This is a genomic window from Bradyrhizobium sp. 147, assembly GCF_023073935.1.
Lineage (GTDB): Bacteria > Pseudomonadota > Alphaproteobacteria > Rhizobiales > Xanthobacteraceae > Bradyrhizobium.
On sequence record NZ_JADPKL010000120.1, the window covers coordinates 66,573 to 89,563 of the forward strand.

Annotated in this window: 21 protein-coding genes; 7 read left to right on the forward strand and 14 right to left on the reverse strand. The window is 64.9% G+C overall.

Annotation, left to right across the window (positions count from 1 at the left end):
- Positions 1 to 6: 6 nt before the first annotated feature.
- The 7 genes from IVA87_RS29305 to lptF all read right to left on the reverse strand — a co-directional run bounded on the left by IVA87_RS29305 (position 7) and on the right by lptF (position 8,715).
- On the reverse strand, positions 7 to 1,065 hold the full coding sequence (locus tag IVA87_RS29305; protein WP_247304271.1) for an alcohol dehydrogenase: 1,059 nt from the start codon (positions 1,063 to 1,065) through the stop codon (positions 7 to 9).
- A gap of 23 nt (positions 1,066 to 1,088) precedes the next feature.
- Entirely contained in the window at positions 1,089 to 1,946 is an 858-nt protein-coding gene (gene rsmA / locus IVA87_RS29310; RefSeq protein ID WP_247304269.1) for a 16S rRNA (adenine(1518)-N(6)/adenine(1519)-N(6))-dimethyltransferase RsmA, read from the reverse strand.
- Positions 1,946 to 2,971 (reverse strand): 4-hydroxythreonine-4-phosphate dehydrogenase PdxA, encoded by a 1,026-nt coding sequence (gene pdxA, locus IVA87_RS29315; protein ID WP_247336398.1) that lies wholly within the window; start codon positions 2,969 to 2,971, stop codon positions 1,946 to 1,948. Before pdxA ends, rsmA begins: the two co-directional genes overlap by 1 nt.
- On the reverse strand, positions 2,971 to 3,897 hold the full coding sequence (locus IVA87_RS29320) for a SurA N-terminal domain-containing protein (RefSeq protein ID WP_247304264.1): 927 nt from the start codon (positions 3,895 to 3,897) through the stop codon (positions 2,971 to 2,973). The genes pdxA and IVA87_RS29320 overlap by 1 nt, the downstream gene beginning before the upstream one ends.
- Positions 3,898 to 3,965: 68 nt before the next feature.
- Positions 3,966 to 6,452, reverse strand: coding sequence for an LPS-assembly protein LptD (locus IVA87_RS29325; RefSeq protein WP_247304262.1), 2,487 nt, complete (start codon positions 6,450 to 6,452; stop codon positions 3,966 to 3,968).
- Positions 6,452 to 7,549, reverse strand: coding sequence for an LPS export ABC transporter permease LptG (lptG, locus tag IVA87_RS29330; protein WP_247304260.1), 1,098 nt, complete (start codon positions 7,547 to 7,549; stop codon positions 6,452 to 6,454). Before lptG ends, IVA87_RS29325 begins: the two co-directional genes overlap by 1 nt.
- Positions 7,546 to 8,715 carry an LPS export ABC transporter permease LptF gene (gene lptF, locus IVA87_RS29335; RefSeq protein ID WP_247304258.1) on the reverse strand — a complete coding sequence of 390 codons (1,170 nt, stop codon included), beginning with the start codon at positions 8,713 to 8,715 and terminating at the stop codon, positions 7,546 to 7,548. Before lptF ends, lptG begins: the two co-directional genes overlap by 4 nt.
- Positions 8,716 to 9,051: 336 nt before the next feature.
- Here lptF and IVA87_RS29340 point away from each other — a divergent pair, with 336 nt between their 5' ends.
- From IVA87_RS29340 to IVA87_RS29350, 3 genes are all read left to right on the forward strand, one after another.
- Entirely contained in the window at positions 9,052 to 10,548 is a 1,497-nt protein-coding gene (locus tag IVA87_RS29340) for a leucyl aminopeptidase (protein ID WP_247336401.1), read from the forward strand.
- Positions 10,545 to 10,997 carry a DNA polymerase III subunit chi gene (locus IVA87_RS29345; protein ID WP_247304255.1) on the forward strand — a complete coding sequence of 151 codons (453 nt, stop codon included), beginning with the start codon at positions 10,545 to 10,547 and terminating at the stop codon, positions 10,995 to 10,997. Before IVA87_RS29340 ends, IVA87_RS29345 begins: the two co-directional genes overlap by 4 nt.
- Before the next feature lie 165 nt (positions 10,998 to 11,162).
- Positions 11,163 to 11,654: a hypothetical protein gene (locus IVA87_RS29350; RefSeq protein ID WP_247336417.1), complete on the forward strand. Its 492-nt coding sequence runs from the start codon at positions 11,163 to 11,165 to the stop codon at positions 11,652 to 11,654.
- A 233-nt stretch (positions 11,655 to 11,887) separates the two neighbouring features.
- Here IVA87_RS29350 and IVA87_RS29355 read toward each other — a convergent pair whose 3' ends face one another.
- Complete coding sequence (locus IVA87_RS29355) at positions 11,888 to 12,256, reverse strand: antibiotic biosynthesis monooxygenase family protein (RefSeq protein WP_247304254.1); 369 nt, start codon at positions 12,254 to 12,256, stop codon at positions 11,888 to 11,890.
- 97 nt (positions 12,257 to 12,353) lie between these two features.
- On the opposite strand from IVA87_RS29355, the gene IVA87_RS29360 reads away from it, so the two are divergent.
- Entirely contained in the window at positions 12,354 to 12,824 is a 471-nt protein-coding gene (locus IVA87_RS29360) for a MarR family winged helix-turn-helix transcriptional regulator (RefSeq protein WP_247281686.1), read from the forward strand.
- 134 nt (positions 12,825 to 12,958) lie between these two features.
- A complete protein-coding gene (locus IVA87_RS29365) occupies positions 12,959 to 13,924 on the forward strand; it encodes a tripartite tricarboxylate transporter substrate-binding protein (RefSeq protein WP_247304253.1) in 966 nt (321 codons plus the stop codon).
- A 147-nt stretch (positions 13,925 to 14,071) separates the two neighbouring features.
- Here IVA87_RS29365 and IVA87_RS29370 read toward each other — a convergent pair whose 3' ends face one another.
- From IVA87_RS29370 to IVA87_RS29380, 3 genes are all read right to left on the reverse strand, one after another.
- Complete coding sequence (locus IVA87_RS29370) at positions 14,072 to 15,931, reverse strand: ABC-F family ATP-binding cassette domain-containing protein (protein ID WP_247304252.1); 1,860 nt, start codon at positions 15,929 to 15,931, stop codon at positions 14,072 to 14,074.
- A gap of 107 nt (positions 15,932 to 16,038) precedes the next feature.
- Positions 16,039 to 16,212 carry a hypothetical protein gene (locus IVA87_RS29375; protein WP_247336406.1) on the reverse strand — a complete coding sequence of 58 codons (174 nt, stop codon included), beginning with the start codon at positions 16,210 to 16,212 and terminating at the stop codon, positions 16,039 to 16,041.
- A gap of 232 nt (positions 16,213 to 16,444) precedes the next feature.
- Complete coding sequence (locus IVA87_RS29380) at positions 16,445 to 16,702, reverse strand: sulfur globule protein precursor (RefSeq protein ID WP_247304250.1); 258 nt, start codon at positions 16,700 to 16,702, stop codon at positions 16,445 to 16,447.
- Between the two features lie 313 nt (positions 16,703 to 17,015).
- On the opposite strand from IVA87_RS29380, the gene ndk reads away from it, so the two are divergent.
- Positions 17,016 to 17,438, forward strand: coding sequence for a nucleoside-diphosphate kinase (gene ndk / locus IVA87_RS29385; protein ID WP_035715388.1), 423 nt, complete (start codon positions 17,016 to 17,018; stop codon positions 17,436 to 17,438).
- 39 nt (positions 17,439 to 17,477) lie between these two features.
- Positions 17,478 to 18,338, forward strand: a complete 861-nt coding sequence (locus IVA87_RS29390) for a TerC family protein (RefSeq protein ID WP_247304248.1) — start codon at positions 17,478 to 17,480, stop codon at positions 18,336 to 18,338.
- A gap of 3 nt (positions 18,339 to 18,341) precedes the next feature.
- On the opposite strand, the gene ppx is transcribed toward IVA87_RS29390, so the two are convergent.
- The 3 genes from ppx to IVA87_RS29405 form a co-directional block, all read right to left on the reverse strand.
- Entirely contained in the window at positions 18,342 to 19,844 is a 1,503-nt protein-coding gene (gene ppx, locus IVA87_RS29395; RefSeq protein WP_247304246.1) for an exopolyphosphatase, read from the reverse strand.
- A 15-nt stretch (positions 19,845 to 19,859) separates the two neighbouring features.
- Entirely contained in the window at positions 19,860 to 22,052 is a 2,193-nt protein-coding gene (locus IVA87_RS29400) for an RNA degradosome polyphosphate kinase (protein WP_247336421.1), read from the reverse strand.
- 228 nt (positions 22,053 to 22,280) lie between these two features.
- Positions 22,281 to 22,958, reverse strand: coding sequence for a DnaA/Hda family protein (locus IVA87_RS29405; protein WP_247304244.1), 678 nt, complete (start codon positions 22,956 to 22,958; stop codon positions 22,281 to 22,283).
- Between the last annotated feature and the right edge of the window lie 33 nt (positions 22,959 to 22,991).

The following is a 22,991-nucleotide window of genomic DNA, read 5'->3' on the forward strand; positions in this document are numbered from 1 at the left end:
CTTCGGTCAGTTCTTGAGCACGATGCGGCCGACCACCTTGCCGGCGCGGAGCTCGTCGATCCATTTCTGGACGTCGCCCATCGGCTCCTCCCGCATCGGCGTCGGCTTGATCTTGCCGGCGCGTGCGAGCGCCATCAGCTCGTGGGCTTCGGCGAGCGTGCCGACCATGAAGCCCTCGATGGTCATGCGCTTGTAGACCCATTGCACCATCGGCAGCGTGAACTGGCCGCCCATGAGGCCGGAGACGACGATCTTGCCGCCGCGCGCGGCGACCGCGACGGCAAACGCCATCGACTTCTCGTTGCCGGCGAAATCGACGATCTCGTCGAAGCCGCCCTCGCTCTCTTTCAGGATGCGCTTGATCACGTCGGGCTCGGCCGGATCGTAGGCGACGGCAGCACCGTTCTTCAGTGCGGTCTCGCGCGCGGCTGGCGAGAGGTCGGCGACCGTAATCGGCTGCTTGAACATCGCCTGCGCGAACGACAGGCCCATCATGCCGACGCCGCCGAGCCCGATCAGCAGGAGGTTACGCTGGCGCGGACGGTCGACCAGGCGCTTGAGCGCGCCATAGGCGGTGACGCCGGAGCACATTAACGTCGCGGCCTGGTTGACGGGAAGGGGATCGTAATCGAGCAAATATTTGGCGTCGGGCACCAGCACGTGGGTGGCAAAGCCGCCGTCGATGGAGACGCCGAGGAAGCGCTGCTTGACGCAGAGGTTCTCGTCGCCGTTCTGGCAGTCGCGGCACTGGCCGCAGCCGATCCACGGGAATACCGCCTTCTTCGCGCCGACGAGTCCGGCGGGAACGTCGGGGCCGACTTCGTCGACGACGCCGGCGATCTCATGGCCGAGCGTAAAGGGCAGCGTCATGCCGCGCGTGGTATCGAGCTTCTTGCCGCCGCCGAGATCGGCATAGCCGTCCTGGATGTGCAGGTCGGAGTGGCAGAGGCCGCAGCGCTCGATGCGGACCAGGACTTCGCGACCTTGCGGCTTGGGCGTCTCGACGATGGTCTCGCACAAGGGCGCGTCGAACTTGACCAGGGACTGCCTGCGCATCAGCGCCATTTTCTTTCCTCCGGAGTTCTTGGTTACTCAGCTTCGCTGCGTATATCAGCCAATTCACGGGCCATGGCAACAAAGCCGGCAATCGGAATGGTCTCCGCACGCCGCGTCGCATCGACGCCGGCGGCTTGCGCCAGCCGCGCCGGATCGACGCCAAGCGATTTCAGGCTTTGCCGCAGCATCTTGCGGCGCTGGCCGAACGCGGCGGCGGCGACCTGCTCGAGCAGCCTGCGATCACAGGCAAGTGGGTGTGGGCGCGGCTTAAGGCGCACCACGGAGGAGGTGACCTTCGGCGGCGGCACGAAGGCGGACGGCGAAATGTCGAACAGGATTTTGGTCTCGCAGCGCCAGTTGGCGAGCACGCCGAGCCGGCCATAGGCCTCCTCGTCCTCGCGCGCAACGATGCGCTCGCCGACCTCGCGCTGGAACATCAGCACCATCGTCTCGTACCAGGGCGGCCAGGGCTCGGTGGTGAGCCAGTTGATCAGGAGCTGGGTCGCAATGTTGTAGGGCAGGTTGGCGACGATTTTTGCTCGTTCGCCGTCGAGCAGCGGACGCGGGTCGAAACTCATGGCATCGCCATGCACGATCTCGAGCCGGCCGGGATAGCGCGCGGCGATATCCCCAAGCGCCGGGATCGCGCGCTCGTCATGCTCGATGGCGATGACGCGTCTCGCGCCGAGCGCGAGCAAAGCGCGCGTCAGCCCGCCCGGGCCGGGGCCGATCTCGACGATGGTGGAGTCCTCGAGCGGCGCGGCGGCGCGCGCGATGCGCGCGGTGAGGTTGAGGTCGAGCAGAAAGTTCTGGCCGAGCGATTTGCGGGCCGACAGCGCATGCTGGCGGATGACCTCGCGCAGCGGCGGGAGGTCGTCGATCGCGCTCATCAGAGGTTCGCAGCCGCCATGCGGCTGGCGAGCCGAAGCGCGGCGATCAGGCTTGCCGGATTGGCCTTACCGGTGCCGGCGATGTCGAAGGCGGTGCCGTGATCGGGCGAGGTGCGGATAAAGGGCAGGCCGAGCGTGACGTTGACGGCGTCGTCGAAAGCCACCGTCTTGATCGGGATCAGCGCCTGGTCGTGATACATGCAGACGGCGCAATCATAGGTCTGGCGCGCGGCCTCGTGGAACATGGTGTCGGCAGGCAATGGACCCCTGGTTTCGATGCCGTCGTTGCGCAGCGCCTTCAGCGCCGGCGCGATGATGGTCTGCTCCTCGTGGCCGAGCGAGCCGTCCTCGCCGGCGTGCGGATTGAGGCCGGAGACCGCGATGCGCGGCCTCGTGATGCCGAAGCGGGATTTGAGCTCGGTCGCAACGATGCGAACGGTCGAGGCGATCAATTCGCTCGTGAGTTGGGCCAGCGCCTCGCGCAGCGAGACGTGGATGGTCACGGGCACCACGGCGAGCTGCGGCGACCACAGCATCATCACCGGCTGCGGGACGTGGCCGTCCGTCGCGGCGAGCTCGGCGAGGTATTCGGTGTGGCCGGGATGGCGGAATCCTGCGCGGTAGAGCACGCTCTTGGCGATCGGATTGGTGACGACGGCGCCGGCGCGGCCCTCGCGGACGTCGGTGACCGCCTGGCGGATCGAGGCGAGCGCGGCCGGCGCGCTCGATGCGTCGGGCTTGCCGGGCTCGGCCGTGGCGCGCTCGCCGGTGGCAACCACCGGCAGGGCGTTCGCGAAGGCGGCGTGGGCCTCACTGGGGTTCACCGCGGCAATCCTGATGTCGGCGCCGAGCGCCTTGGCGCGCCGGGCGATCAGCGCCTCGTCGCCGAGCAGGTAGAAGGCGGGCAGGTTCAGCTCACGGCGCCTGAGCCAGGCCGCAATGGTGATGTCGGGACCAATGCCGGCGGGCTCTCCCAGGGTCAGGGCGAGGGGTTTTACCGGGCGCGCTGAGGAGGGCTCGGCCATTAGCGGTTGCGATATTCGATCATCGCCGCCTTGCGGAGCTCTTCGAGATAGGCCTTCTGGGTCTTCTCGTACTTCTCCTGATACATCTTCTCGCGGACCTCGCGCTTCTTCGGCGTGTCGATCATGGTCGGCTTGCGCGCGCACAGCACCACCATCTCGATACCAGCCTTGGTCACTTCGGGCGCGGTGAGGTGGCCGATCGGCGTGTCGTCGAGCACCTTGCGCAGCGCCTCGGGCAGTTCTGCGGTGGTCTTGGTGACGGTGTCGCGGATGGTGGCGTTCGGTGTCGAGCGGAACAGCGAGTTGGCTTCCTCGCAGCTTCCGACGCGCGCGCGGTAGGTGTCGGCTTCCTTCTTCCGTGTTTCCACGAACGCCGGCGACGAGCCGCGCGGCACGATCAGCACGATCGGCTGCATCTTGTATTCGGTGCCCTCGACCTGAAGCTTCTCGCCGCTCTGCGCCTGCACGGCTTGCGCGACGTCGCGCTCGCCGACCTGCAGGCGCTCCTTGTAGCGGCCGCGGACGAGGCTGGTCCAGACCATCTCGGCTTTCATGCGGCCCTTCAGCGTCTCGGGGCGGACGCCCTTGGATTCGAGCGACTTGGTGAGCTGGTCCGGCGTGATGCGCATGCGCTGCGCCATCCCCTCATAGGACTGGTTGATGTCGGAGACGCCGGGATCGACCCCGTACTTCTTGCCTTCCTTCATCTTCACCTTGTCGTCGATCAGCTCGTTGATGACCTGCTCGCGGCTCGGGGTCTTCTGCGTCGTGAGCTGGTCGAGCTTGGAGCGCTGCTCGATGTCGAAATCGGTGATGGGATCGCCATTGACCATGACGACGATGTTCTGCCCCCGCGCCGGCGCACCGGCCAGGAACAGGGCGGCGAGGACGAGAAGGAGGCGGAAGATCGGCAACGGAATCGTCATGGTTATCGCTCGCATGTCAGCCGCGCCGAGCCTGTGGTGGGGCAAGCGCGGCCGGCACTTCAAAACGCTCACTGGAGGCCCGAGGAACCGCTGGTCGTCGACGAGGTCGCCAGCGTGCGCAGGCCGATCTGGAACATGAACGCGTGACTCAGAACGGGCGGTGCGGATCCCGCGGAATAGCTATAGGAAGTTACATAGTTCGCCGCCAGCACGAAGCAATCGTCGACATAGCCGGCACCGAGCACATACTGATTGATCTTGTTGGCCTCGAGATCCCAGCGGGCCGAGCCCGACACCACCCAGTTGGCGGCGACCTTCAGCGAGCCTGTCGTCAGGATGCCCTCGCGGCGGGTCAGGTAGCCGAGTTCCGGCTGCGCTGCGTAATTGCCGTACAGCATGCTGACGGACCAGCGATTGAAATTGGCGCGGCCTTCCGCTTCGAAACGCTGGACGTTCCAGGTCTGCTCGTCCATGCGGGAGCGGACGCTGAACGTATACGTGCTGTTGGGTGAGTAGCTGGCGCTCGTGACGTAATCGGAACGCGGCTTGTCGAGGCCGGAATTGAGGCCGGTATTGAGGGTGTCCTGGACCGTAAAGGAGTTCAGGCCGAACAGGTGGTAGGACTGGCCGAACAGCACCTTGACGGCACCGCCCTTGTCGAACTGCGTCGTGGATTGCACGCCGACATTGGCGCGGCCACCACCCTCGACGCGGTCGTAGCCGGAGAACTTGTCGACGCTGAACAGGTTCGAGGTGTCGAACACCATGCTCTGGGCGTCCTCGTTCGGGAGCTTGCCGGCATAGGTCTCGTTCGGCCGGATGATGATCTGTGCGATCGGCTCGACGGTGGTCGAGCCCCAGGGCTGAATGTTGATGAAGGGGTAGCGGTATTCCAGGCCCACGGTCGGCATCAGGCGGAACGCCTGGGTGTCGCCGACGGGCAGGTAGTTCGACACGCCCGGCTGGTTGGAGACCGAGGAATTGATCGCATCGGCGCGCAGGCTGGCGAACGGCGTCCAGATCTGGCCGAACGGATCGGTGAAGGACTTGCGCCACTGCGCTTCTGCGGTCAGGCGGGTGTAGGTGCCGGGGAAGCCGCGCAGCAGGCACTGCGAGGGCGTACGGGCCAGCGGATCGGCCGATGCCGTCGTGCACAGGCTGCTGGTATTGGCGACCGTCGTGATCGGATCGAACACCGCTCCGTCGCGCGACAGGTTCACGAAATTGGTCTTGTAGCTGAACTCGCCGCCGAAGACGGGATAGTTGAGCACGTTCGAATAGTCGATCACCGGATAGACGATCGGCACCTGGCTCTGGTTACCCGAATAGCTCAGCCAGTACATCGTGCGCGCATCGAAGAAGCTGCGATTGCCGACGCCGGTCAGATAAAGCTGCGACAGCGCTTCCGTCGGCAGCAGCAGGAACGAGCCGAGCGGGTCGCGGTATTGATAAAGCCGGTAGTCCGAGAAGAAATAATAGTCGGACATCAGGACGCCGTCCCAACCCCAGACCCATTTGTCGTTCAGCGCGAACTGGCCCTTGGTGTCGACGGCGCCGCGGAACTGACGGTCGCCGGGCTGCCCGGCGAACGCTCCGGGATCGAGCTGGTCGATGCCATAAGCGCGGATCTGGTAGGCGCCGTCGATCAGGCGCTGCCGGAATTCGCCCTGCAGCATCACGCCCTGCCGCGTCATGAAGCGGGGGGTGATGGTTGCGTCCATGTCGGGCGCGATCGCCCAATAATAGGGAATTTCGGCGCCGAAGCCGGTGTTCGTCGTGCCCGGGAAATAGCCCGGCATCAGGAAGCCGGATTTGCGCTTCACGGTCGGGTCGGGCGTCGAGAAATAGGGCATGTAGGCGAGCGGCACGCCGAAAAATTCGAGCTGTGCCGTCTCGAAATACAGCATCTTCTCCTGCTGGTCGTGGATGATGCGCGCACCCTTCACCTGCCACAGCGGCGGCTTCTTCGGATCGTCCTTACACGGTGCGCAGGCGGTGTAGACGCCGTTCTCGAACACGGTGTAATTGCCGCTGGAGCGGTCGGCGCGGCTCGCGGCCATGCGGGTCTGGTCGGCGGTGTCCACGCGCAGCGAATCGACGAAACCGTCGCGGTAATCGTCGGACAGATCCATGATCTCGGCATAGGTGATCTTGCCGTCGGCATCCGTCATGCGGATGTTGCCTTCGGCATGGAGCCGCTTGGTCTTCTGGTCGTAGATGACCCTGTCGGCCTCGACGCTGGTGCCGTTGTAGAACAGCTGGACGTTACCGACCGCGGAGACGCGCGAATTGTTGTAGTCGTAGTCGACCTCGGTCGCCTGCACCAGCATCTGGTTGTCGTTGGGGCCCCTCTGCGGCTTCGGACGCGGCGGCAGCGGATTATAGGTGTACTGGGCGGAGGCGGGCACCACTGCGGCAAGGTTGATCAGCGCGCCGAGCGAAGCGGCAGCGGCCACTGTGAGCAGGAGCCTGCGAACGGACCAACCGCGCCCGTTCGCGCGCACCAATGTGCGCCGCGTCGAACGAGGCACGAGCCCTCGGTGGACGGCAGTCACTATCCGTCCTCCTGATAGAGCAAGGCCAAAAAGCCGGTGAGGCCGCCCACCACAACGGGCAACCACGCCGCAGCGATCGGATGCATCAACTCAGCCTTGCTCAAATCCTCAGTTACTTTCGACAGGACGTAGAGCAGAAAGCCTGCGCCCACGCCACTCAAAACCATCTTCTGCACGCCGCCCATCCGGAAGAAGCGCAACGACACGGAGGCCGCCAGCATCACCATGGCCGCCAGCAAAAACGGCTGTGCCAGAAGCTTCTGATACTGGAGTCGGTATCCTGCTGTCGCGAAGCCCGAGCTTTCGGAGGAGCGGATGTAGCTCGGTAGTTGCCAAAAGGACACAGTCTCTGGTGTGGAAAAGCTGTTGCGGACCTGCGCCTCGGTCAGTGTCGTCGGGATCTCGAGGCGGGCTTGGTCGACTGGCGGGGAGTCCAGCGAGAAGCGGCGGACGCCCTTGAACAGCCAACGGCCAGCCTCCAGCGTCGCCTCGCGCGCCTCAATCCGTTCCTTAAAGTGCTGCTCCGTATCAAACCGGAACAGGGTGAGGCCGGTGAGCCGGATGCCCTGCTGCTCGCTGCGCGCCGCATTGATGATGGTCTGGCCGTCGCTGGTCACCTGATTGAGCCAGAAGCCGGACGCATCCTGGATGCCGCCGCCGGGCGCCGAGCCGAACAGCTCCGCCTCCATGCGCTTGGAGAGTTCGCGCAAGTTGGCCGACATCGGATTGTAGGCGACGGTGGCGATCACCCCGATCAGGAGCGCGCTGCCGAGCGCCGGCGAGATGAACTGCCAGGCGGAGATGCCGGCAGCGCGCGCGACCACGAGCTCGAGCCGGCGGGAGAGCGCGAGATAGCAGGTCATGGCGCCGATCAGCATGCAGAACGGCGTCAGCTTCTCCAGGAGCTGCGGCACCCGGAACAGCGAGGTCTCGGCCACCATGATCGCCGAGGCGGATGCAAGGCCCGAGGTCTTGCGCACCATCTCGATATAGTCGACCAGCACCAGCAGCAGGAAGATGCTGGCGAACACGCCGAGCGCGGCGACCACGAAGCGGCCGGCGAAATAGCGCCCGAGTGTGTTGGTGAGCATGCTCATGCGATGGCCGGCCGTCTGAACAGCCGCGCGATCCGTGCGTTCGATCTGTTGATGGCCTCCATGAGGCGGGGAGGCGGCTCGACCACGACGCCGCCGATGATCATCCAGAGCCCGACGCCGATGGCGCCCACGACCATCGCGTATTGCACCAGCACCGCCCCCGGCGATTTCACCGCCATCACCGAGCAGGCGAAACCGGCCATGCGCAGGCCGAACACCGCGAGGATCGAGGAGCCGATCGAGAAATTGCGGCTTTGGCGGGTGGTGCGAGGCGCACCCAGGAAGGCGAAGGTCAGCACGGCAAAGGCGAACGGATAGATCGGCGCCAAGATGCTGTCGTGCAGGGCCGAACGGAACTGGCCGGGAATCTGCTTGTAGACCGGGTCGTCCTCGGACGGCGAGAACAGCTCCCAGAGATAGCGTTCGCGGATGCCGAGGGTGACGTCGCGGCCCTGGCCCGAGAATTTTGACATGTCGAAGCCATAGCGGCCGAACGCCACCAGCGCCGGGTCGCGCTTGCCGGCTTCGAAGCGCTGGAGATTGCCCGTCTCCAGCACCAGGAACGATCCGGTCTCGTTCTTCACGACCTCGCCGTGCTCGGCCACGATCGAGACGCGCTCGTTCGGATCGCGGCGATCGTCGATGAAGATGCCGGCGAGGATGCCGCCGGGCTGACGCTCGCGGATCCGGATCGTCAGATTCTTGTCGAGCTGGGCGAAGCGGCCGGGCTGGAGGATGTTGGTGAGCACGTCGGCAGTGATCTCGGCGTCCCATTGCTTGATCCGCCGCATGCCGTCGGGAGCGAGATAGGCCGCGATGAAGGCGACCAGCAGCGCCACCACGCAGGTGGCGTAGAAGAACGGATAGAACAGGCGGAACGGCGAGAAGCCCGCCGCATTCATCACGATGATCTCGGAATCGGTCGCCAGCTTGTTCAGCGTGTGCGAGATCGCGATCATCAACGCGATCGGCGAGATGATCAGGACCAGGGCCGGGATGACGAGGCTGGTGATGCCGAGGAAGGTGAGGATGGTCTGACCCTGGCTCGTCATCAGGTCAATGCCGCGCAACGCCTGCGTAATCCAGATCACGCCGGTGAGGCTGACCAGGACCAGCGCAAACGACGCGAGCGTCGTGCGGAAGATATACTTATCGATCGACCCCATGCGCTATCGCACGAATTCCCACCACGCCCCATGCCGCCGGAATCCCGCTGCCCGACCCAATCCCGAAACGGGATCCCCGAGGGACGGCCAGCCATCGGTTCCGCCAGCTTACTCTCTCACTAGCATCCCTTTGATCCATCAACAAAATGGCTGCCCCGTGGCACCCTCAATATATGGTTAATATTTCGCTCGTTGTGGCCTGACGGCCACGGCGGCGTTGGCATTTGGCGGGCCGCTGGCCCATAGTACGGAAGCCTCAGTGAATCGCCGTTCAGCTCCGGCCCTTGGCCAGGACCGCGGAACGGCGAAAAGCCCCATGTTTTGGAGGAGTTACCCATGTCCGATGCCATCAAGGTCGGCTTTGTCCCGCTGTCTACCGCCCCCCGTGGCATCCTGGTTGTGTTCTGCGACGATGGCCTGAAGCTCGGCCCCGCGACGGCGAAGGCGCTCGGCGGCGCCGCTGACCTCGTGAAGCGGGCGGCCTCCGCGGCCGCCTTCAAGGGGAAGAGCGGGGCCGCGCTGGACATCCTGGCACCTGAGGGTGTGAAGGCCACCCGCCTGATCGTGATCGGCGCAGGCAAGGCGGCCAGCCTGAAGGCGAACGATTTCCTCAAATTCGGCGGCGTGGCGGCAAGCAAGCTTCCGGCCGGGACCGCAGCCATGACGATCCTGGCGGAGCTGCCCGATGGCGCCATGACCAGCGAGCAGGCGGTCGCGGTCGCCTCGGGCCTTCGCTTACGCGCCTACAAGTTCGACCGCTACAAGACCAAGAAGAAGGACGGCGAGGAGGGCGGCTCGCGCGCCGACATCTCGCTTGCGGTCGGCGATGCCACTGCTGCGAAGGCGTTCGCCGCGGCCGGTCACGTCGTCGATGGCGTGATCATGGCGCGCGACCTCGTCAACGAGCCGCCGAACGTGCTTTTCCCCGAGGAATTCGCGCGCCGCGCCGGCCAGCTCCGCAAGCTCGGCGTCAAGGTCGAGGTGCTCGACGTCAAAGCGATGCAGAAGCTCGGGATGGGCGCGCTGCTCGGCGTCGGCCAAGGCTCGACGCGGCCCAGCCGCACCGTGATCATGCGCTGGGACGGGGCCAAGAAGGGCGAGGCGCCCGTCGCCTTCGTCGGCAAGGGTGTCTGCTTCGACACCGGCGGCATCTCGATCAAGCCCGCCGGCAGCATGGAGGACATGAAGGGCGACATGGGGGGAGCTGCCTGTGTCGTCGGCCTGATGCATGCGCTCGCGGCTCGTAAGGCCAAGGTCAACGTGGTGGGCGCCATCGGTCTCGTCGAGAACATGCCCGACGGCAATGCGCAGCGGCCGGGCGACATCGTCACCTCAATGTCGGGCCAGACCATCGAGATCATCAACACCGATGCCGAAGGCCGCCTCGTGCTCGCCGACGTGCTCTGGTACGTGGCGAAGAAGGTGAAGCCCAAATTCATGGTGGATCTGGCGACGCTGACCGGTGCCATCATGGTCGCGCTCGGCACAGAGCACGCCGGCATGTTCTCCAACAATGACGAGCTCGCCGACCGGCTGATCGCGGCCGGCCTCGAGAGCGGGGAAAAGGTCTGGCGCATGCCGCTCGGTCCCGAATACGACAAGCTGATCGATTCCCAGTTCGCCGACATGAAGAACACCGGCGGCCGTCACGGCGGCTCGATCACCGCGGCGCAGTTCCTGCAGCGCTTCGTCGACGATGTGCCCTGGGCGCATCTCGACATCGCCGGCACCGCCATGGGCGCGCCGAAGACCGACATCAACCAGAGCTGGGGAAGCGGCTATGGCGTCCGTCTGCTGGATCGTCTGGTCGCAGATCATTACGAGCGCAAATGACCGAAGTGCTGTTTTATCATCTGCAAAACATGACGGTGGAGAACGTGTTGCCGCCGCTTCTGGAGAAATCCCTCGAGCGCGGCTGGCGCGTCGTGGTGCAGTCGACGTCGGAGGAGCGCGCCGATGCGCTGGACGCGCATTTGTGGACCTATCGCGACGATTCCTTCCTGCCGCACGCGACATGGCGCGTGAACGATGCCGTCGACCAGCCGATCGTGCTGGCGATCGAGGCGGACAATCCGAACGGCGCCAATGTCCGCTTTCTGGTCGACAACGCCGCGCTGCCGCAGGACGCGGAGGGCTACGAGCGCATGGTGTTGTTGTTCAACGGGGACGATCCGGACGCGCTTGCGCTCGCCCGCAGTGCCTGGGCCGATTGCAAGGCGCGGGGATTTGATGTCACCTATTGGCAGGCCGACGAGCGGGGCCGGTGGCAGAAGCGGAGTTAAAGACTGCTCGCAATTAATGATAATTTGCACTTTTCGAACGATGCTGGCTTCGGTCACCTTCGTGCCGCAAAGGGATGTTGGGACAATCGTTTAGGGCTGGTCCTTCACGCGGGGAATTAGTTTATCGTGCGACATCAAAAGCTTCCCGGCTCGGTCATGATTGCGTTGGCTGCCGTAGCACCGCTGGTCGCGGGCTGCTCTGGCGGGACTGATCTGTTGTCGAAGGACGCAGAATGGTTCCAGAAGCCCGGCCGTCTCTTCATCAAGAACATCTCGATCGAATCGCCGCCACTCACGCCTGATAAACCGGTGGGAGCCGAGGATCTCGTCAGTGCCGACGGTGCCTGTCTCGGCATGGCGCCGCCTCCCGGGCCGGCAGATGCCAATGCATCGAGCACGGCGTCCGCGCCGACGGGCGGCACGGTCGCGCTTGGCCATACCGAATGCGACGTGGTGCGCGGCATCGGCGCGCCTTCGTCGGTCAATCTCTCCAACGACGCCATCGGCCGCCGCGTTGCCGTGGTGACCTGGACGACCGGTCCGCGAGCGGGGATCTATACGTTCACCGCCGGACGCTTGTCCTCGATCGAGGGTAATCCCGAGCCGCAGCCGGTGCCGAAGGCCACCAAGCCGAAGCCGAAGAAGAAGTCGGCATAAGCGCAGCCGCGTGACATGACTTGTTTTCCGGAGAGCCGACGCTTGCGGTCGCTGTTGCTCTCTGTGTCTAAGCGTTCGATCTGAACGCTCCGATGAATGCGGCAGGAAGCCGTTGAATTTGAAGTCCCATTGCTGGCTCTTGCCATCCGTCTCGGCTGAACATATGCGCCGAAGAAGTTGATCGCCTTTTCGGTCTGATTGCCGGCTCCATCCGCGAATGCTCGCGAGGCGGATTACGCCGTGCAGACGCCTGCCACCGCGACCTTCTGGAACAGATGCGGAGAAGCGACTGCCGACGCGGGATAGGCCCCGATCTTTGATTTGAATTCGGGGTGCGTGAACGCAGCCCTGAAGTGGGCAGTCGATTCCCAGACAGCGTAGTTCAGATAGGTCGGACTCTCGCCGATCGCGCGATGAAGCTGAGTGGCAATGAAGCCGGGCTGCCGCTTCATGAAGACCGCATCGTCCTGCCAGACCTCGAGGAAGGTTTGCTCATCGGCCTTGTCGAGGGTGAAGACATTCACCAGGACGACGGGGCCGGCATCGATGCCGAGTTGACGGTCGATCGGAAAAGAAGGGTCCAGCGGGCGTAGCAGCGACATGAAGGCCTCCGGCAACTGGGTTGTATGATGTCAGTGTGGTACTATGGATAGGATGTCAAATTGACATTATGATGTCAATACGGTCTATGGTGACGATATGTTGAAATCGCAGCGAACGTCGGCCGGCGATGCCTTGACCAAGCTCATGCTTGACTTGTTCCGGCTGAACAGCCTGCTCTTGACCGCGGGTGACCGTCTGGTGGCCCGGCTCGGACTTACGAGCGCCCGTTGGCAGATACTGGGCGCCATTGTGCAGGCGGAGCGTCCCCAACCGGTGGCTTGGCTCGCCCGCGATCTGGGCGCCAACCGCCAAAATGTACAGCGGATCGTCAACGACCTGCACGCGGACGGCCTTGTCGCCTTCGAAGCCAACCCGCATCACCGCCGAGCGCAGCTTGTCGTTCTCACCGACAAGGGACGGCGCGCTTTCGATGCCGCGATGGCTTTGCAGGCACCGTGGGTCAACAGCCTTTCGGAAGGGCTTGCGGTGAAGGACCTGCAAACCGTCCATCGCATCGTCGCGGCACTACGCAAGAAGCTCGAGAGCGAGACCGAGGAGCAGACGTAACGCTCGGCGAGCGGGGCACGCGCGTCGGCGGTGCGTCATCATCGTGATCGGGACATGGCTGTTGAACCTGCTTTCCTGATGGTCTTGCCGCCACGAATACGCTCATATGGAGCTACAAGAATTTGGAGGAGACTATGCGGTTCATTGCCTTCATATCGGCTCTGCTTCTGCCGCTCGGCGCGGCGGTCGCCCAGGACTATCCGGCGAGGCCCATCACCATCCTGGTGCCCTTCGCCGCCGGCGGACCGACCGACACCATCGCGCGCCTGACCGCGGCAGGCATGACGAAATCCCTGGGACAGCAGGTCATCGTCGAGAACGCGACCGGCGCCGGCGGCACCATCGGCACGACCCGCGCCGCGCGCGCCCAGCCGGACGGGTATACGCTCTTGATCCATCACGTCGGCATCTCGACCGCCGCGACGCTCTACCGCAATTTGAGCTATGACACGAAGACAGCTTTTGCGCCGATCGGACTTGTGACCAACGCGCCGATGACCATCATCGCGCGTCCGGATTTCCCGGCCGACACGCTCAAGGACCTGGTCGCCTATGCTCAGCAGCAGGGCGACAAGTTGACCTACGCCAATGCCGGGCTCGGCGCGGCGTCGCATCTCTGCGGCATGCTGTTCATGACGGCGATCCAGAAGCAGCTCACCACGGTGCCCTACAAGGGCAACGGGCCCATCATGAACGACCTGCTCGGCAGGCAGATCGATCTCACCTGCGACCAGGCGACGAACACCACCGGACCGATCACGGCCAAGCAGGTCAAGGCCTATGCGATCACCACCAAGGAGCGGCTGAAGAGTCTGCCCGATCTGCCGACGGCCGACGAGGCCGGCCTCAAAGGTTTCGAGCTCGGCGTCTGGCACGGCATCTATGCCCCCAAGGGCACGCCGCCGGCGATCGTTCAAAAGCTGGCGGCGGCGCTCCAGACGGCGCTCAAGGATCCGACGCTGATCGCCCGGTTCAACGACATCAACACCGAGCCTGTCCCGCAGGACAAGGCGACGCCCGAGGCCTTGGGTGCGATGCTGACGAGCGAGATCGACCGCTGGGCGCCGATCATCAAGGCAGCCGGCCAATACGCCGACTGAGTCATCCCAGCACAATGGTGCCGCCGCCGGGCGGCGCCAACCGCGCGGCAAAAGACCATCCAGTGCAATGGCTCATTTCCGGGTATTTACATACCGGTACTGTGCATGGGGTTGTTTTCACTATTTTGATGAGGGGGCCTTTCGGCGTTACCCCGCCGCCTCATTATATTGCGTGCTCGCCTCGAGCCATTGCTCCTCCGCGCGCGCCAATGCGTCGGCCGCGTTCGCGCGAGCCTTCGACAGTTGCGCAGCCTGCTTGGGGTCGCGGGTGAAGATGTCGGGCAGCGCCAGCGCAGTGTCGATCTTGCTGATGATCTCGCTCACGCGGGCGATCTCGGCTTCGGCTTCCGCGATGCGCTTCTTCAGCGAGCCGCGATTGTCCGACCTCACGCGCTGCGGCTTCTCGCTCGCGACGCTGCGCTCGCGCGGCGCTTCCGCGTTGCGCGCGGACAGCACCAGGCGGCGGTACTCGTCGAGGTCGCCGTCGTAATTGGTCACGGTGCGGTTGGCGACGATCCAGAGCCGCTCGGCGCAGGCCTCGATCAGGTAGCGGTCGTGCGAAACCATGATCACAGCGCCGGGAAACTCGTTGATCGCCTCCGCGAGCGCGGCGCGGCTGTCGATGTCGAGATGATTGGTCGGCTCGTCCAAAATGATCATGTTGGGGCCGAAGAAGGTCGCTAGCCCCAGCAGCAGCCGTGCCTTCTCGCCGCCCGACAGTTTTCCGACTATGGTGTCGGCGGCCTTGCCGGAAAAGCCGATCGCGCCGGCGCGGGCGCGCACCTTGGCTTCCGGCGCATCGCCCATCAGCTTGCGCACATGGTCGTAGGCGGAGGCGTCCTCGTTCAGCTCGTCGAGCTGGTGCTGGGCGAAATAGGCGATCGACAGCTTGTCCGCGCGGGTCACTCTGCCAGAGAACGGAGCGAGCCGTCCGGCGAGCAGCTTGACCAGCGTCGACTTGCCATTGCCGTTGGCGCCGAGCAGCGCGATGCGGTCGTCATTGTCGATGCGTAAGGTGACGCGGCTCAGCACAGGCGTTTCCGGATCGTAGCCGACCGAGACGTTGTCGACGGCGATGATCGGCGGGGATAGGATCTTCTCCGGCGCCGGAAAGCTGATCTCGCGCACGTCCTCGGTGACCAGCGCCGTGATCGGCTTCAGCCGCTCCAGCATCTTGACGCGGGACTGCGCCTGCCGCGCCTTGGAGGCCTTGGCCTTGAAGCGGTCGACGAAGGCTTGCAGCCGTGCCCGTTCGGCCTCCTGGCGCTTGACCTGCTTGGCATCGAGCAATTCGCGCGCGGCGCGCTGCTCCTCGAAGGAGGAATAGGTGCCCTTGTAGAGCGTGAGCTTGCCGCGCTCCAGATGCAGGATCTGGTCGACCGAGCTGTCCAGGAGGTCGCGGTCGTGGCTGATCACGATCACCGTTCGCGGATAATGCGCGAGGTGATCCTCCAACCACAGCGTGCCTTCGAGATCGAGATAGTTGGTGGGCTCGTCGAGCAGCAACAGGTCGGGCGCCGCGAACAGCGTCGCGGCGAGCGCGACGCGCATGCGCCAGCCGCCGGAGAACTCGGCGCAGGGGCGCAGCTGATCGGCGGCGGAGAAGCCGAGGCCGGAGAGGATCGCGGCTGCACGGCTCGGCGCCGAATGCGCGTCGATGTCGACGAGGCGGGTCTGGATCTCGGCGATCCGGTGCGGATCGGTCGCGCGCTCAGCCTCGGCGAGCAGCGCGTCGCGTTCGAGATCGGCCCTGAGCACGACCGAGATCAGGCTCTCGGGGCCGTTCGGCGCCTCCTGCGCCAGGCTGCCGACGCGCCAGCGCGGCGGCAGCGTCACCGAGCCGTGCTCGGCCGCGAGTTCGCCGCGGATCACCTTAAACAGGGTCGACTTGCCGGTGCCGTTGCGCCCGACCAGGCCGACGCGGGACCCGGGCGTGATCTGCACGGAACTCTGGTCAATCAGAAGGCGTCCGGCGAGGCGGACGGAGAGATCGGTGATGGACAGCATGCGGCCTTGTCACCGCAGGGCGCGTCGAACGCAACCCGTTTTTCCAATCTTGTCGTTCGAGCGTGATTTTCGGAAAACCGCTTCACACTTTTCCGATCATGCTCCCGTCAGTGCGATTCGCGCTCGCGCTGCCTCAATTCGTTGAGCAACTTCTCGAGGTGCGTCGGGAGGCGGGGATCGGGGCGCAGACTCTGCTGAAGCCGTTCGCCCACGGCATCGCGAATCGAGCGGCTGGTGCGCCGATCGATATGTTCGCTGTCATTGGCAAGAAGGCCAGCCATCGCGCGGTTCCGTGTTCTCAGAGTAAGGACACGCTACCAAGTCATTGCCCCCAAAATGGTTTCGCTGCCCGCGGGGAATCCCCGGGATTCTCGTCAAAATTGTATTATGGCAGTCATGTCCGCCCAAATAAAAGGCCCCGGCGCGGACGCCGGGGCCTCTCCTGAAGGGTTACCTTGGGGGCGTAGGTAACCCCTTTGTTCAGGAAGGTGCTTGCGGAAGGTGCTGTCGGGCTCAGTAGCAGCGGTTGATCAGCCGCCAGCGGGGTCCCCAGGGGGTCGGGACTAGCCGGCGCACGTAGCAGCCGCCATAACCGTAGAAGACGGGACCGCCGACATAGAAGCGGGGTCCGCCCCAGCCGCGGTGCCAGCCGCCGCCGTGCCAGCCTCCGCCGTGCCAGCCGCCATGCCAGTGGGCGGAAGCGGAGGTCGGCGCCAGCGCGGCACCGAGCGCGACCGCGGCGACGGCGGCAAGCGAAAGTTTCCTCAACATGGTGATCTCCTCAACAATTGCCGGCGCGGGGCTATCGCGCCGATGGAAACGCCGCCGAAACGCTCTGCCTCAATGTCAGGCTTCGGTTTCGATAGACCCGACCTTACGCCCGCGAAGCTGAACCGAAACCTGATGCGGGTTTCAGATTCGGTTCATCTGGGTGAAATCGTTGTAATCCATGTTGAATCGCGGGTTGCGAGTCCTGCGGCGAAGCGCCTGTGCGGCTGTTTCGCCGGTCGCTTGCCGTCCGGCAACGGCGCCGATATAAGCCCCGCAACTGCGAACCCCCGCATTCTCCCCGAGGACAAGATTTATGGCCATCGAACGCACTTTCTCGATCATCAAGCCCGACGCGACCGAGCGTAACCTGACCGGCGCGGTCAACGCCGTGATCGAGAAGGCGGGCCTGCGCATCGTCGCACAGAAGCGCATCCGCATGACCAAGGAGCAGGCCGAGACCTTCTATGCCGTGCACAAGGCGCGCCCGTTCTTCGGCGAGCTCGTCGACTTCATGACCTCGGGCCCGGTCGTGGTGCAGGTGCTGGAAGGCGAGGGCGCGATCGCCAAATACCGCGAGGTGATGGGCGCGACCGATCCGGCCAAGGCTGCCGAGGGCACCGTCCGCAAGCTCTACGCCAAGTCGATCGGCGAGAATTCGGTGCACGGCTCGGATGCGCCGGAGACGGCAGCGATCGAGATCGCGCAGTTCTTCTCGGGCAACGAGATCGTCGGCTGATCCATCAGCCGATAGGTTAGACGGGCGAAAGGACTCATTGTGGACTGGCTCTGGCAGATCTTCGATCCCGCTACGATCGGGGCATTCTTCACCCAGTTCCGCAACGAGATGGCTGCGCCGACTTTCTGGATCGCGGTTGGCAAGATCATCTGGATCAATATCCTGCTCTCCGGCGACAACGCGCTGGTGATCGCGCTCGCTTGCCGCGGCCTCAACCCGCGGCATCGGCTGTGGGGCATGATCTTCGGTGCCGGCGCAGCGGTGTTGCTGCGGATCATCTTCACTGGCATCGTCGCGACGCTGATGGTGCTGCCGTATCTCAAGCTCGTCGGCGGCCTTGCGCTGATCGTGATCGCGGCAAAGCTCCTGGTGCCGGAAAACGAGGACGAGGATGACGTCGAGTCGGCCTCGCATCTGTTGCAGGCCATTCAGATCGTCGTGGTCGCCGACATCATCATGAGCCTCGACAACGTTATTGCGGTCGCTGCCGCGGCCAATGGCAGCGTGCCGCTGCTGATCCTCGGCCTCGCCATCAGCGTGCCGCTGATTGTCGCCGGTGCAGCGCTGATCATGGCGCTGCTCGCAAAGCTGCCGGTCCTGGTCTGGGCTGGTGCTGCGCTGCTCGGCTGGATCTCAGGAGAAGTGATCGCGACCGATCCTGGCGTCGCGCCGAAGCTGCACACGCTGTTCGATGGCCCGCTCGGCGCCTCGCTGGACAGCATGCTCGGCGCACTTCGCATCCCGCCGCAATTCACCCATGGCGGCGGAGGCGGCGAATATCTCTGCGCGCTTCTCGGCGTCGTCGTCGTGCTGGTCGTCGGCACCATCTGGCGCCGGCGCAGCCTGGGCGCGGCCGCGCTCGAATCCTCGGAGCGCCACGCCAAGGCCTCGGTCGAATAGTTTTTAGCGCCGGACGATCGAGCCGGCGCGGCCAATCAGGCGGGCGAGCTGGCGGAAGCGGCTGCCGACGCGGTCGGCGACGAGGTCGCCGAGGCGGTGTTCGAACACCAGCATCAGCTTGCGGCTCTGGCTGCGGAAATGCGTGGCGGGTAGCACGCCCGGCCGCGCCGCCGAAATCAGGTGCGCGACGCGGAACGCTGCTCCCAGGAGGCGGGCGCGCTCGAGCTGCGCCGGCGTCAGCAGGCCCTGCATGGTAGCCGGCGGCTGGTTCTCCTCGCTCAGGCCCGCATAGCGATAGAACACCGACAAGCCGACGAAGGCGCGTTCGGTATGGGTGATCGCGCCGAAATTGCCATTAACGACGAGGCTCAGCGTCTGCTCGCCGCGATGATCGGGGTGCACGCGCCAGCCGATGTCGGAGAGCAGGCACGCGGTGTGGCGCAGGCGGCGGTCCTCTTCGGTCTCTCGCAGCTTCACGACGCGCGCAAGGCGGTCGGTCCAGGCGATCAGCTCGCGGGCATGCTTCGCCGAGCGCGACAGCAGCTGGTTGAGCTCCTCTGCGGCGCAGATCAGCCCGTCCTTGTTGCGTTCGGAATCCGAGAGCTTCTCGTGCAACAAACCCTCGCGCACGCCGAAGGTCGAGAACACGATGGTTTTCGGCTTCGCCACGCGGATGATGTGCTCGAGCACAAGGGCGGCATAGGTGAGGAGGGGGCGGCGTGCATCAGCAACGACCTCGATATCGGCCAGCATGTCGGCGGCCGCAAGCCGGCGCAGACGCCGCGAGAAGTCGAGCGCCTCGGCCGCCGAAATCGAATAGCCGTGCATCACCTGGAGCGAATAGCCGCTCTGGATGATGTGGATACGCGCGAGCGCACGCCAGGTGCCGCCGACCGCGTAGAAAGTGCGGCCGCGGCCCGCGGCGAGCTGCGGCACCTCGTCGAGCGCCTCGCGCACGATGCGGTCGGCGCGCTTGAGCGATTTGTGTGCGAGGTCCTGGAGCGCGAGGCCACCGAGCGGCAGCGTCACGCCGCTGCGCACGCTGTTCCTGCGCACGTCGATCAGCTCGAGCGAGCCGCCGCCGAGATCGCCGACGATGCCGTCGGGATGATGGACGCCGGAGATCACGCCGAGCGCCGACAGCCGCGCTTCGCGCGGGCCCGACAGGATCTCGATCTTCACGGCGCAGATGCGCTCGGCCTTCGCGATGAAGTCGGGACCGTTGGAGGCGTCGCGGCAGGCGGCCGTCGCAATCGCGAACACGTGTCCGACCTGCATCACGCGGCACAGGGCGCGGAACCGCTTCAGCGAGGTCAGCGCCTTGTCGACGGCGTCGGGCGCGAGCAGGCCCGTGCTCTGCACCTCGCGCCCGAGGCCGCACAGCGTCTTCTCGTTGAAGATCGGAATGAGGCTGCGCGCCAGCGCCTCATAGACGACGAGGCGGACCGAGTTCGAACCGATGTCGATGACCGCGACGCTCGAGCCGCGCTTGCGCGGCTGCTTCACGTTGAGAATCCGGGATCAGGATTGATGACGTTCATTGCGCCGCGTGAGACGGCGCGGCGAGGATTCCTTGAGCGACTTTCCACGGCCAGACAGACTCGGATTCGTCATGAAGTAGTTGTGGACGTTGAAAGGCTCGTCGCCCTTCGCGGCTTTCATACGCGTTGAGGACCCGTCCGGCAACAATTGCCAGCTCTGCTCATTGTCCTTCAGGTTCGCGACCATGATCTGTTCGAGAACCTGCTGATGCACCGTGGGATTTTGCAGCGGACACAGCACCTCGACGCGGCGGTCGAGGTTGCGCGGCATCATGTCGGCCGAGGAGATATACACAGCCGCTTTTGCGCTCGGCAGGCCTTGGCCCATGCCGAAGCAGTAGATTCGGCCGTGTTCCAGGAAACGTCCGATGATCGACTTGACGCGGATGTTCTCCGACAGACCGGGAATTCCGGGCCTGAGACAGCAGATGCCGCGCACGACGAGATCGACCTGGACGCCGGCCTGCGAGGCCTCGTAGAGCGCGTCGATGATGTCGGGGTCGACCAGCGCGTTCATCTTCATCCAGACCGCGCCGTGCCGGCCGTGCCGTGCATGCGCGGTCTCGCCCTGGATGTGCTCGATGATGCGCTTGCGCAAGGTCAATGGCGACACCGCCATCTTCTCCAGATCGCTCGGCGCGGCATAGCCCGTGATGAAATTGAACACGCGAGCCGCGTCGCGGCCGATGGTCGGGTCCGATGTGAAGTAGGAGAGGTCGGTGTAGATGCGCGCGGTCACCGAGTGATAATTGCCGGTGCCGGTATGCACGTAAGTCGTGAGGCTGCCGCCCTCGCGGCGCACCACCATCGAGAGCTTTGCGTGCGTCTTCAGTTCGAGAAAGCCGTAGACGACCTGCACGCCGGCGCGCTCGAGGTCGCGCGCCCAGCGGATGTTGGCCTCTTCGTCGAAGCGCGCCTTCAGCTCGATCAGCGCCGTGACCGACTTGCCGGCCTCGGCGGCTTCGGCGAGCGCGCGCACGATCGGCGAGTTGTTGGAGGTGCGGTAGAGCGTCTGCTTGATCGCGACTACATCTGGGTCGCGCGCGGCCTGCTGCAGAAACTGCACCACCACGTCGAAGGACTCGTAGGGGTGATGGACGATGAGATCCTTCTGCCGGATCGCAGCGAAGACGTCGCCGGCATGCTCGCGCACCCGCTCGGGATGGCGAGGCACGTAAGGGGTGAATTCGAGGTCGGGACGGTCGAGACGAGTGAGCTGCGAAAGCTCGTTCATGGCGAGCACGCCGTCGACCAGAAACACCTCGTCGTCAGCCGTCGACAGCGCATGCTGCACGAAGCTGCGCAGCTGCTCCGGCATCTTGGCGTCGATCTCGAGACGGATCACCGACCCGCGCCGCCGCCGCTTCAGCGCAGTCTCGAACAGGCGGACCAGGTCTTCGGCCTCTTCCTCGATTTCGAGCTCGGAGTCGCGGATGATGCGGAAAGCGCCCTGGCCGTGCAGATTGTAGCCGGGGAAGAGACGATTGATGAACAGGGCGGTTGCCTGTTCCAGCGAAATCAGCCGGACGGCCTTGCCTTCGGCCGGCAGGCGGATGAAGCGGTCGATCTTGCCGGGCATGCGGATCAGGGCGTTCATCTGCTTGCCGTCGGCAGCGCGCGTGAGCTGGAGCGCGATGGTGAAGCCGAGGCTCGGAATGAACGGGAAGGGGTGGGCCGGATCGATTGCGAGCGGCGTCAGCAGCGGGAACACGTTGTTGAGGAAGTAGTCCTCGATCCAGCTCCGTTCCGGCTTGGTGACGTCCTTGCCGTCGACCAGGACGATGCCGACCTCGGCGAGCGTGCCGCGCAGGTCGCGCCAGATCGCCTGCTGGTCGGAGGCAAGTTGGGAGACGGTGCGATTGATCAACGCAAGCTGCTCCGACGGGGTCAGACCGTCTGGGCTGCGCTCGGCAATGCCCTCGCGTACCTGGGCCTTGATGCCGGCGACGCGGACCATGAAGAACTCGTCGAGATTGTTTGCCGAGATCGACAGGAATCGCACCCGCTCCAGCATGGGATGGCTGGGATTGACCGATTCCTCCAAGACGCGGCGGTTGAAATGCAGCCAGGACAGCTCGCGGTTGATGAACCGTTCGGGGCTCGAAGCGATCGCCGGCAGGCTCTCCGTTTCCGGGGCTTTTTCTTTGATTTCAACAGCTTGCGCAGAGTCCATGAGAAGTCGATCCATCCAGTTCACCCCAATTGCGACTTACGCGCAAAATCGGCGGGAGCATGTGTTAGAGCGATGACGTTTCGATGACGTTGCCGATAACGTAACTCGCCAGCGGTCCAAAAGGATGATTTGGCCATCGTCGGGTTGTAACGCTACCGGCGTATTCATCTCGATGACATTGATGTTCCGCCGTTCCACCGCGTCAAGCGGCTGGTGCCGGCGGACGGGTCAGACGTCCCGAAGCAGCTCAGCCGCCAGCGCCCGGGTGACGGGGCGGCCAAGCCGCAGGGCCTCGCTGTCGAGCAATTCTACCGCCCGCCGGGCGGCGGCCGAGGATCGCTCCAGCCGGGTCGCGAGGTAGCTGACGACGCTCTCATCCACCGTGAGCTGGCGGTCAGCGCAGAATTTGACGATCAGGCCGCGGAAAAGCTGGTCGTCCGGCGACAGCAACGCGACCACCGGCACGGCGCGCAGACGCGAGCGCAGGTCGCGAAGCTCGATCTCGAGCGATGCGGGTACCTCGCGCCCGGTGAAGAGGACGTAGGCGCCATCCTCGCGGGCGAGATTCATCAGGTGGAAGAGGGCGCGCTCGTCAAACTCTTTTGCCTTGAGATCTTCGACCACCAGCGCTCCGGTCGCGAGCGCGCCCGGGACCGCGGCGGCGGTCAGCGCATCGGCCGTGGTCGAGCGGGCGCCTGATACCTCGGCCCAGATCGCGGCGAGATGGCTCTTGCCGCTGCCTTCGGGGCCGGTCAACCACATGATCCGGTTCGGCCATTCCGGCCAGGCGTCGATCAGGCCTAGACCGACCGCGTTGGCGGGACCCTCAAGGAAATTGTCCCGGCTGAGGCTTTCCGCATGCGGCAGCGAAAACGCCAATTGTCGGGGATGAACGCGGCCTGCCACGCTTGCCTTGCTCCGTGCCGGCGTCCCGGCCTC

What these genes read in the sequence shown, in the direction of transcription:
- IVA87_RS29305 (WP_247304271.1), bottom strand. Translation starts at nt 1,065, where the DNA reads ATGGCGCTGATGCGCAGGCAGTCCCTGGTCAAGTTCGACGCGCCCTTG.
- rsmA (WP_247304269.1), bottom strand. Translation starts at nt 1,946, where the DNA reads ATGAGCGCGATCGACGACCTCCCGCCGCTGCGCGAGGTCATCCGCCAG.
- pdxA (WP_247336398.1), bottom strand. Translation starts at nt 2,971, where the DNA reads ATGGCCGAGCCCTCCTCAGCGCGCCCGGTAAAACCCCTCGCCCTGACC.
- IVA87_RS29320 (WP_247304264.1), bottom strand. Translation starts at nt 3,897, where the DNA reads ATGACGATTCCGTTGCCGATCTTCCGCCTCCTTCTCGTCCTCGCCGCC.
- lptG (WP_247304260.1), bottom strand. Translation starts at nt 7,549, where the DNA reads ATGAGCATGCTCACCAACACACTCGGGCGCTATTTCGCCGGCCGCTTC.
- lptF (WP_247304258.1), bottom strand. Translation starts at nt 8,715, where the DNA reads ATGGGGTCGATCGATAAGTATATCTTCCGCACGACGCTCGCGTCGTTT.
- IVA87_RS29340 (WP_247336401.1), top strand. Translation starts at nt 9,052, where the DNA reads ATGTCCGATGCCATCAAGGTCGGCTTTGTCCCGCTGTCTACCGCCCCC.
- IVA87_RS29345 (WP_247304255.1), top strand. Translation starts at nt 10,545, where the DNA reads ATGACCGAAGTGCTGTTTTATCATCTGCAAAACATGACGGTGGAGAAC.
- IVA87_RS29355 (WP_247304254.1), bottom strand. Translation starts at nt 12,256, where the DNA reads ATGTCGCTGCTACGCCCGCTGGACCCTTCTTTTCCGATCGACCGTCAA.
- IVA87_RS29360 (WP_247281686.1), top strand. Translation starts at nt 12,354, where the DNA reads ATGTTGAAATCGCAGCGAACGTCGGCCGGCGATGCCTTGACCAAGCTC.
- IVA87_RS29365 (WP_247304253.1), top strand. Translation starts at nt 12,959, where the DNA reads ATGCGGTTCATTGCCTTCATATCGGCTCTGCTTCTGCCGCTCGGCGCG.
- IVA87_RS29370 (WP_247304252.1), bottom strand. Translation starts at nt 15,931, where the DNA reads ATGCTGTCCATCACCGATCTCTCCGTCCGCCTCGCCGGACGCCTTCTG.
- IVA87_RS29375 (WP_247336406.1), bottom strand. Translation starts at nt 16,212, where the DNA reads ATGGCTGGCCTTCTTGCCAATGACAGCGAACATATCGATCGGCGCACC.
- IVA87_RS29380 (WP_247304250.1), bottom strand. Translation starts at nt 16,702, where the DNA reads ATGTTGAGGAAACTTTCGCTTGCCGCCGTCGCCGCGGTCGCGCTCGGT.
- ndk (WP_035715388.1), top strand. Translation starts at nt 17,016, where the DNA reads ATGGCCATCGAACGCACTTTCTCGATCATCAAGCCCGACGCGACCGAG.
- IVA87_RS29400 (WP_247336421.1), bottom strand. Translation starts at nt 22,052, where the DNA reads ATGGACTCTGCGCAAGCTGTTGAAATCAAAGAAAAAGCCCCGGAAACG.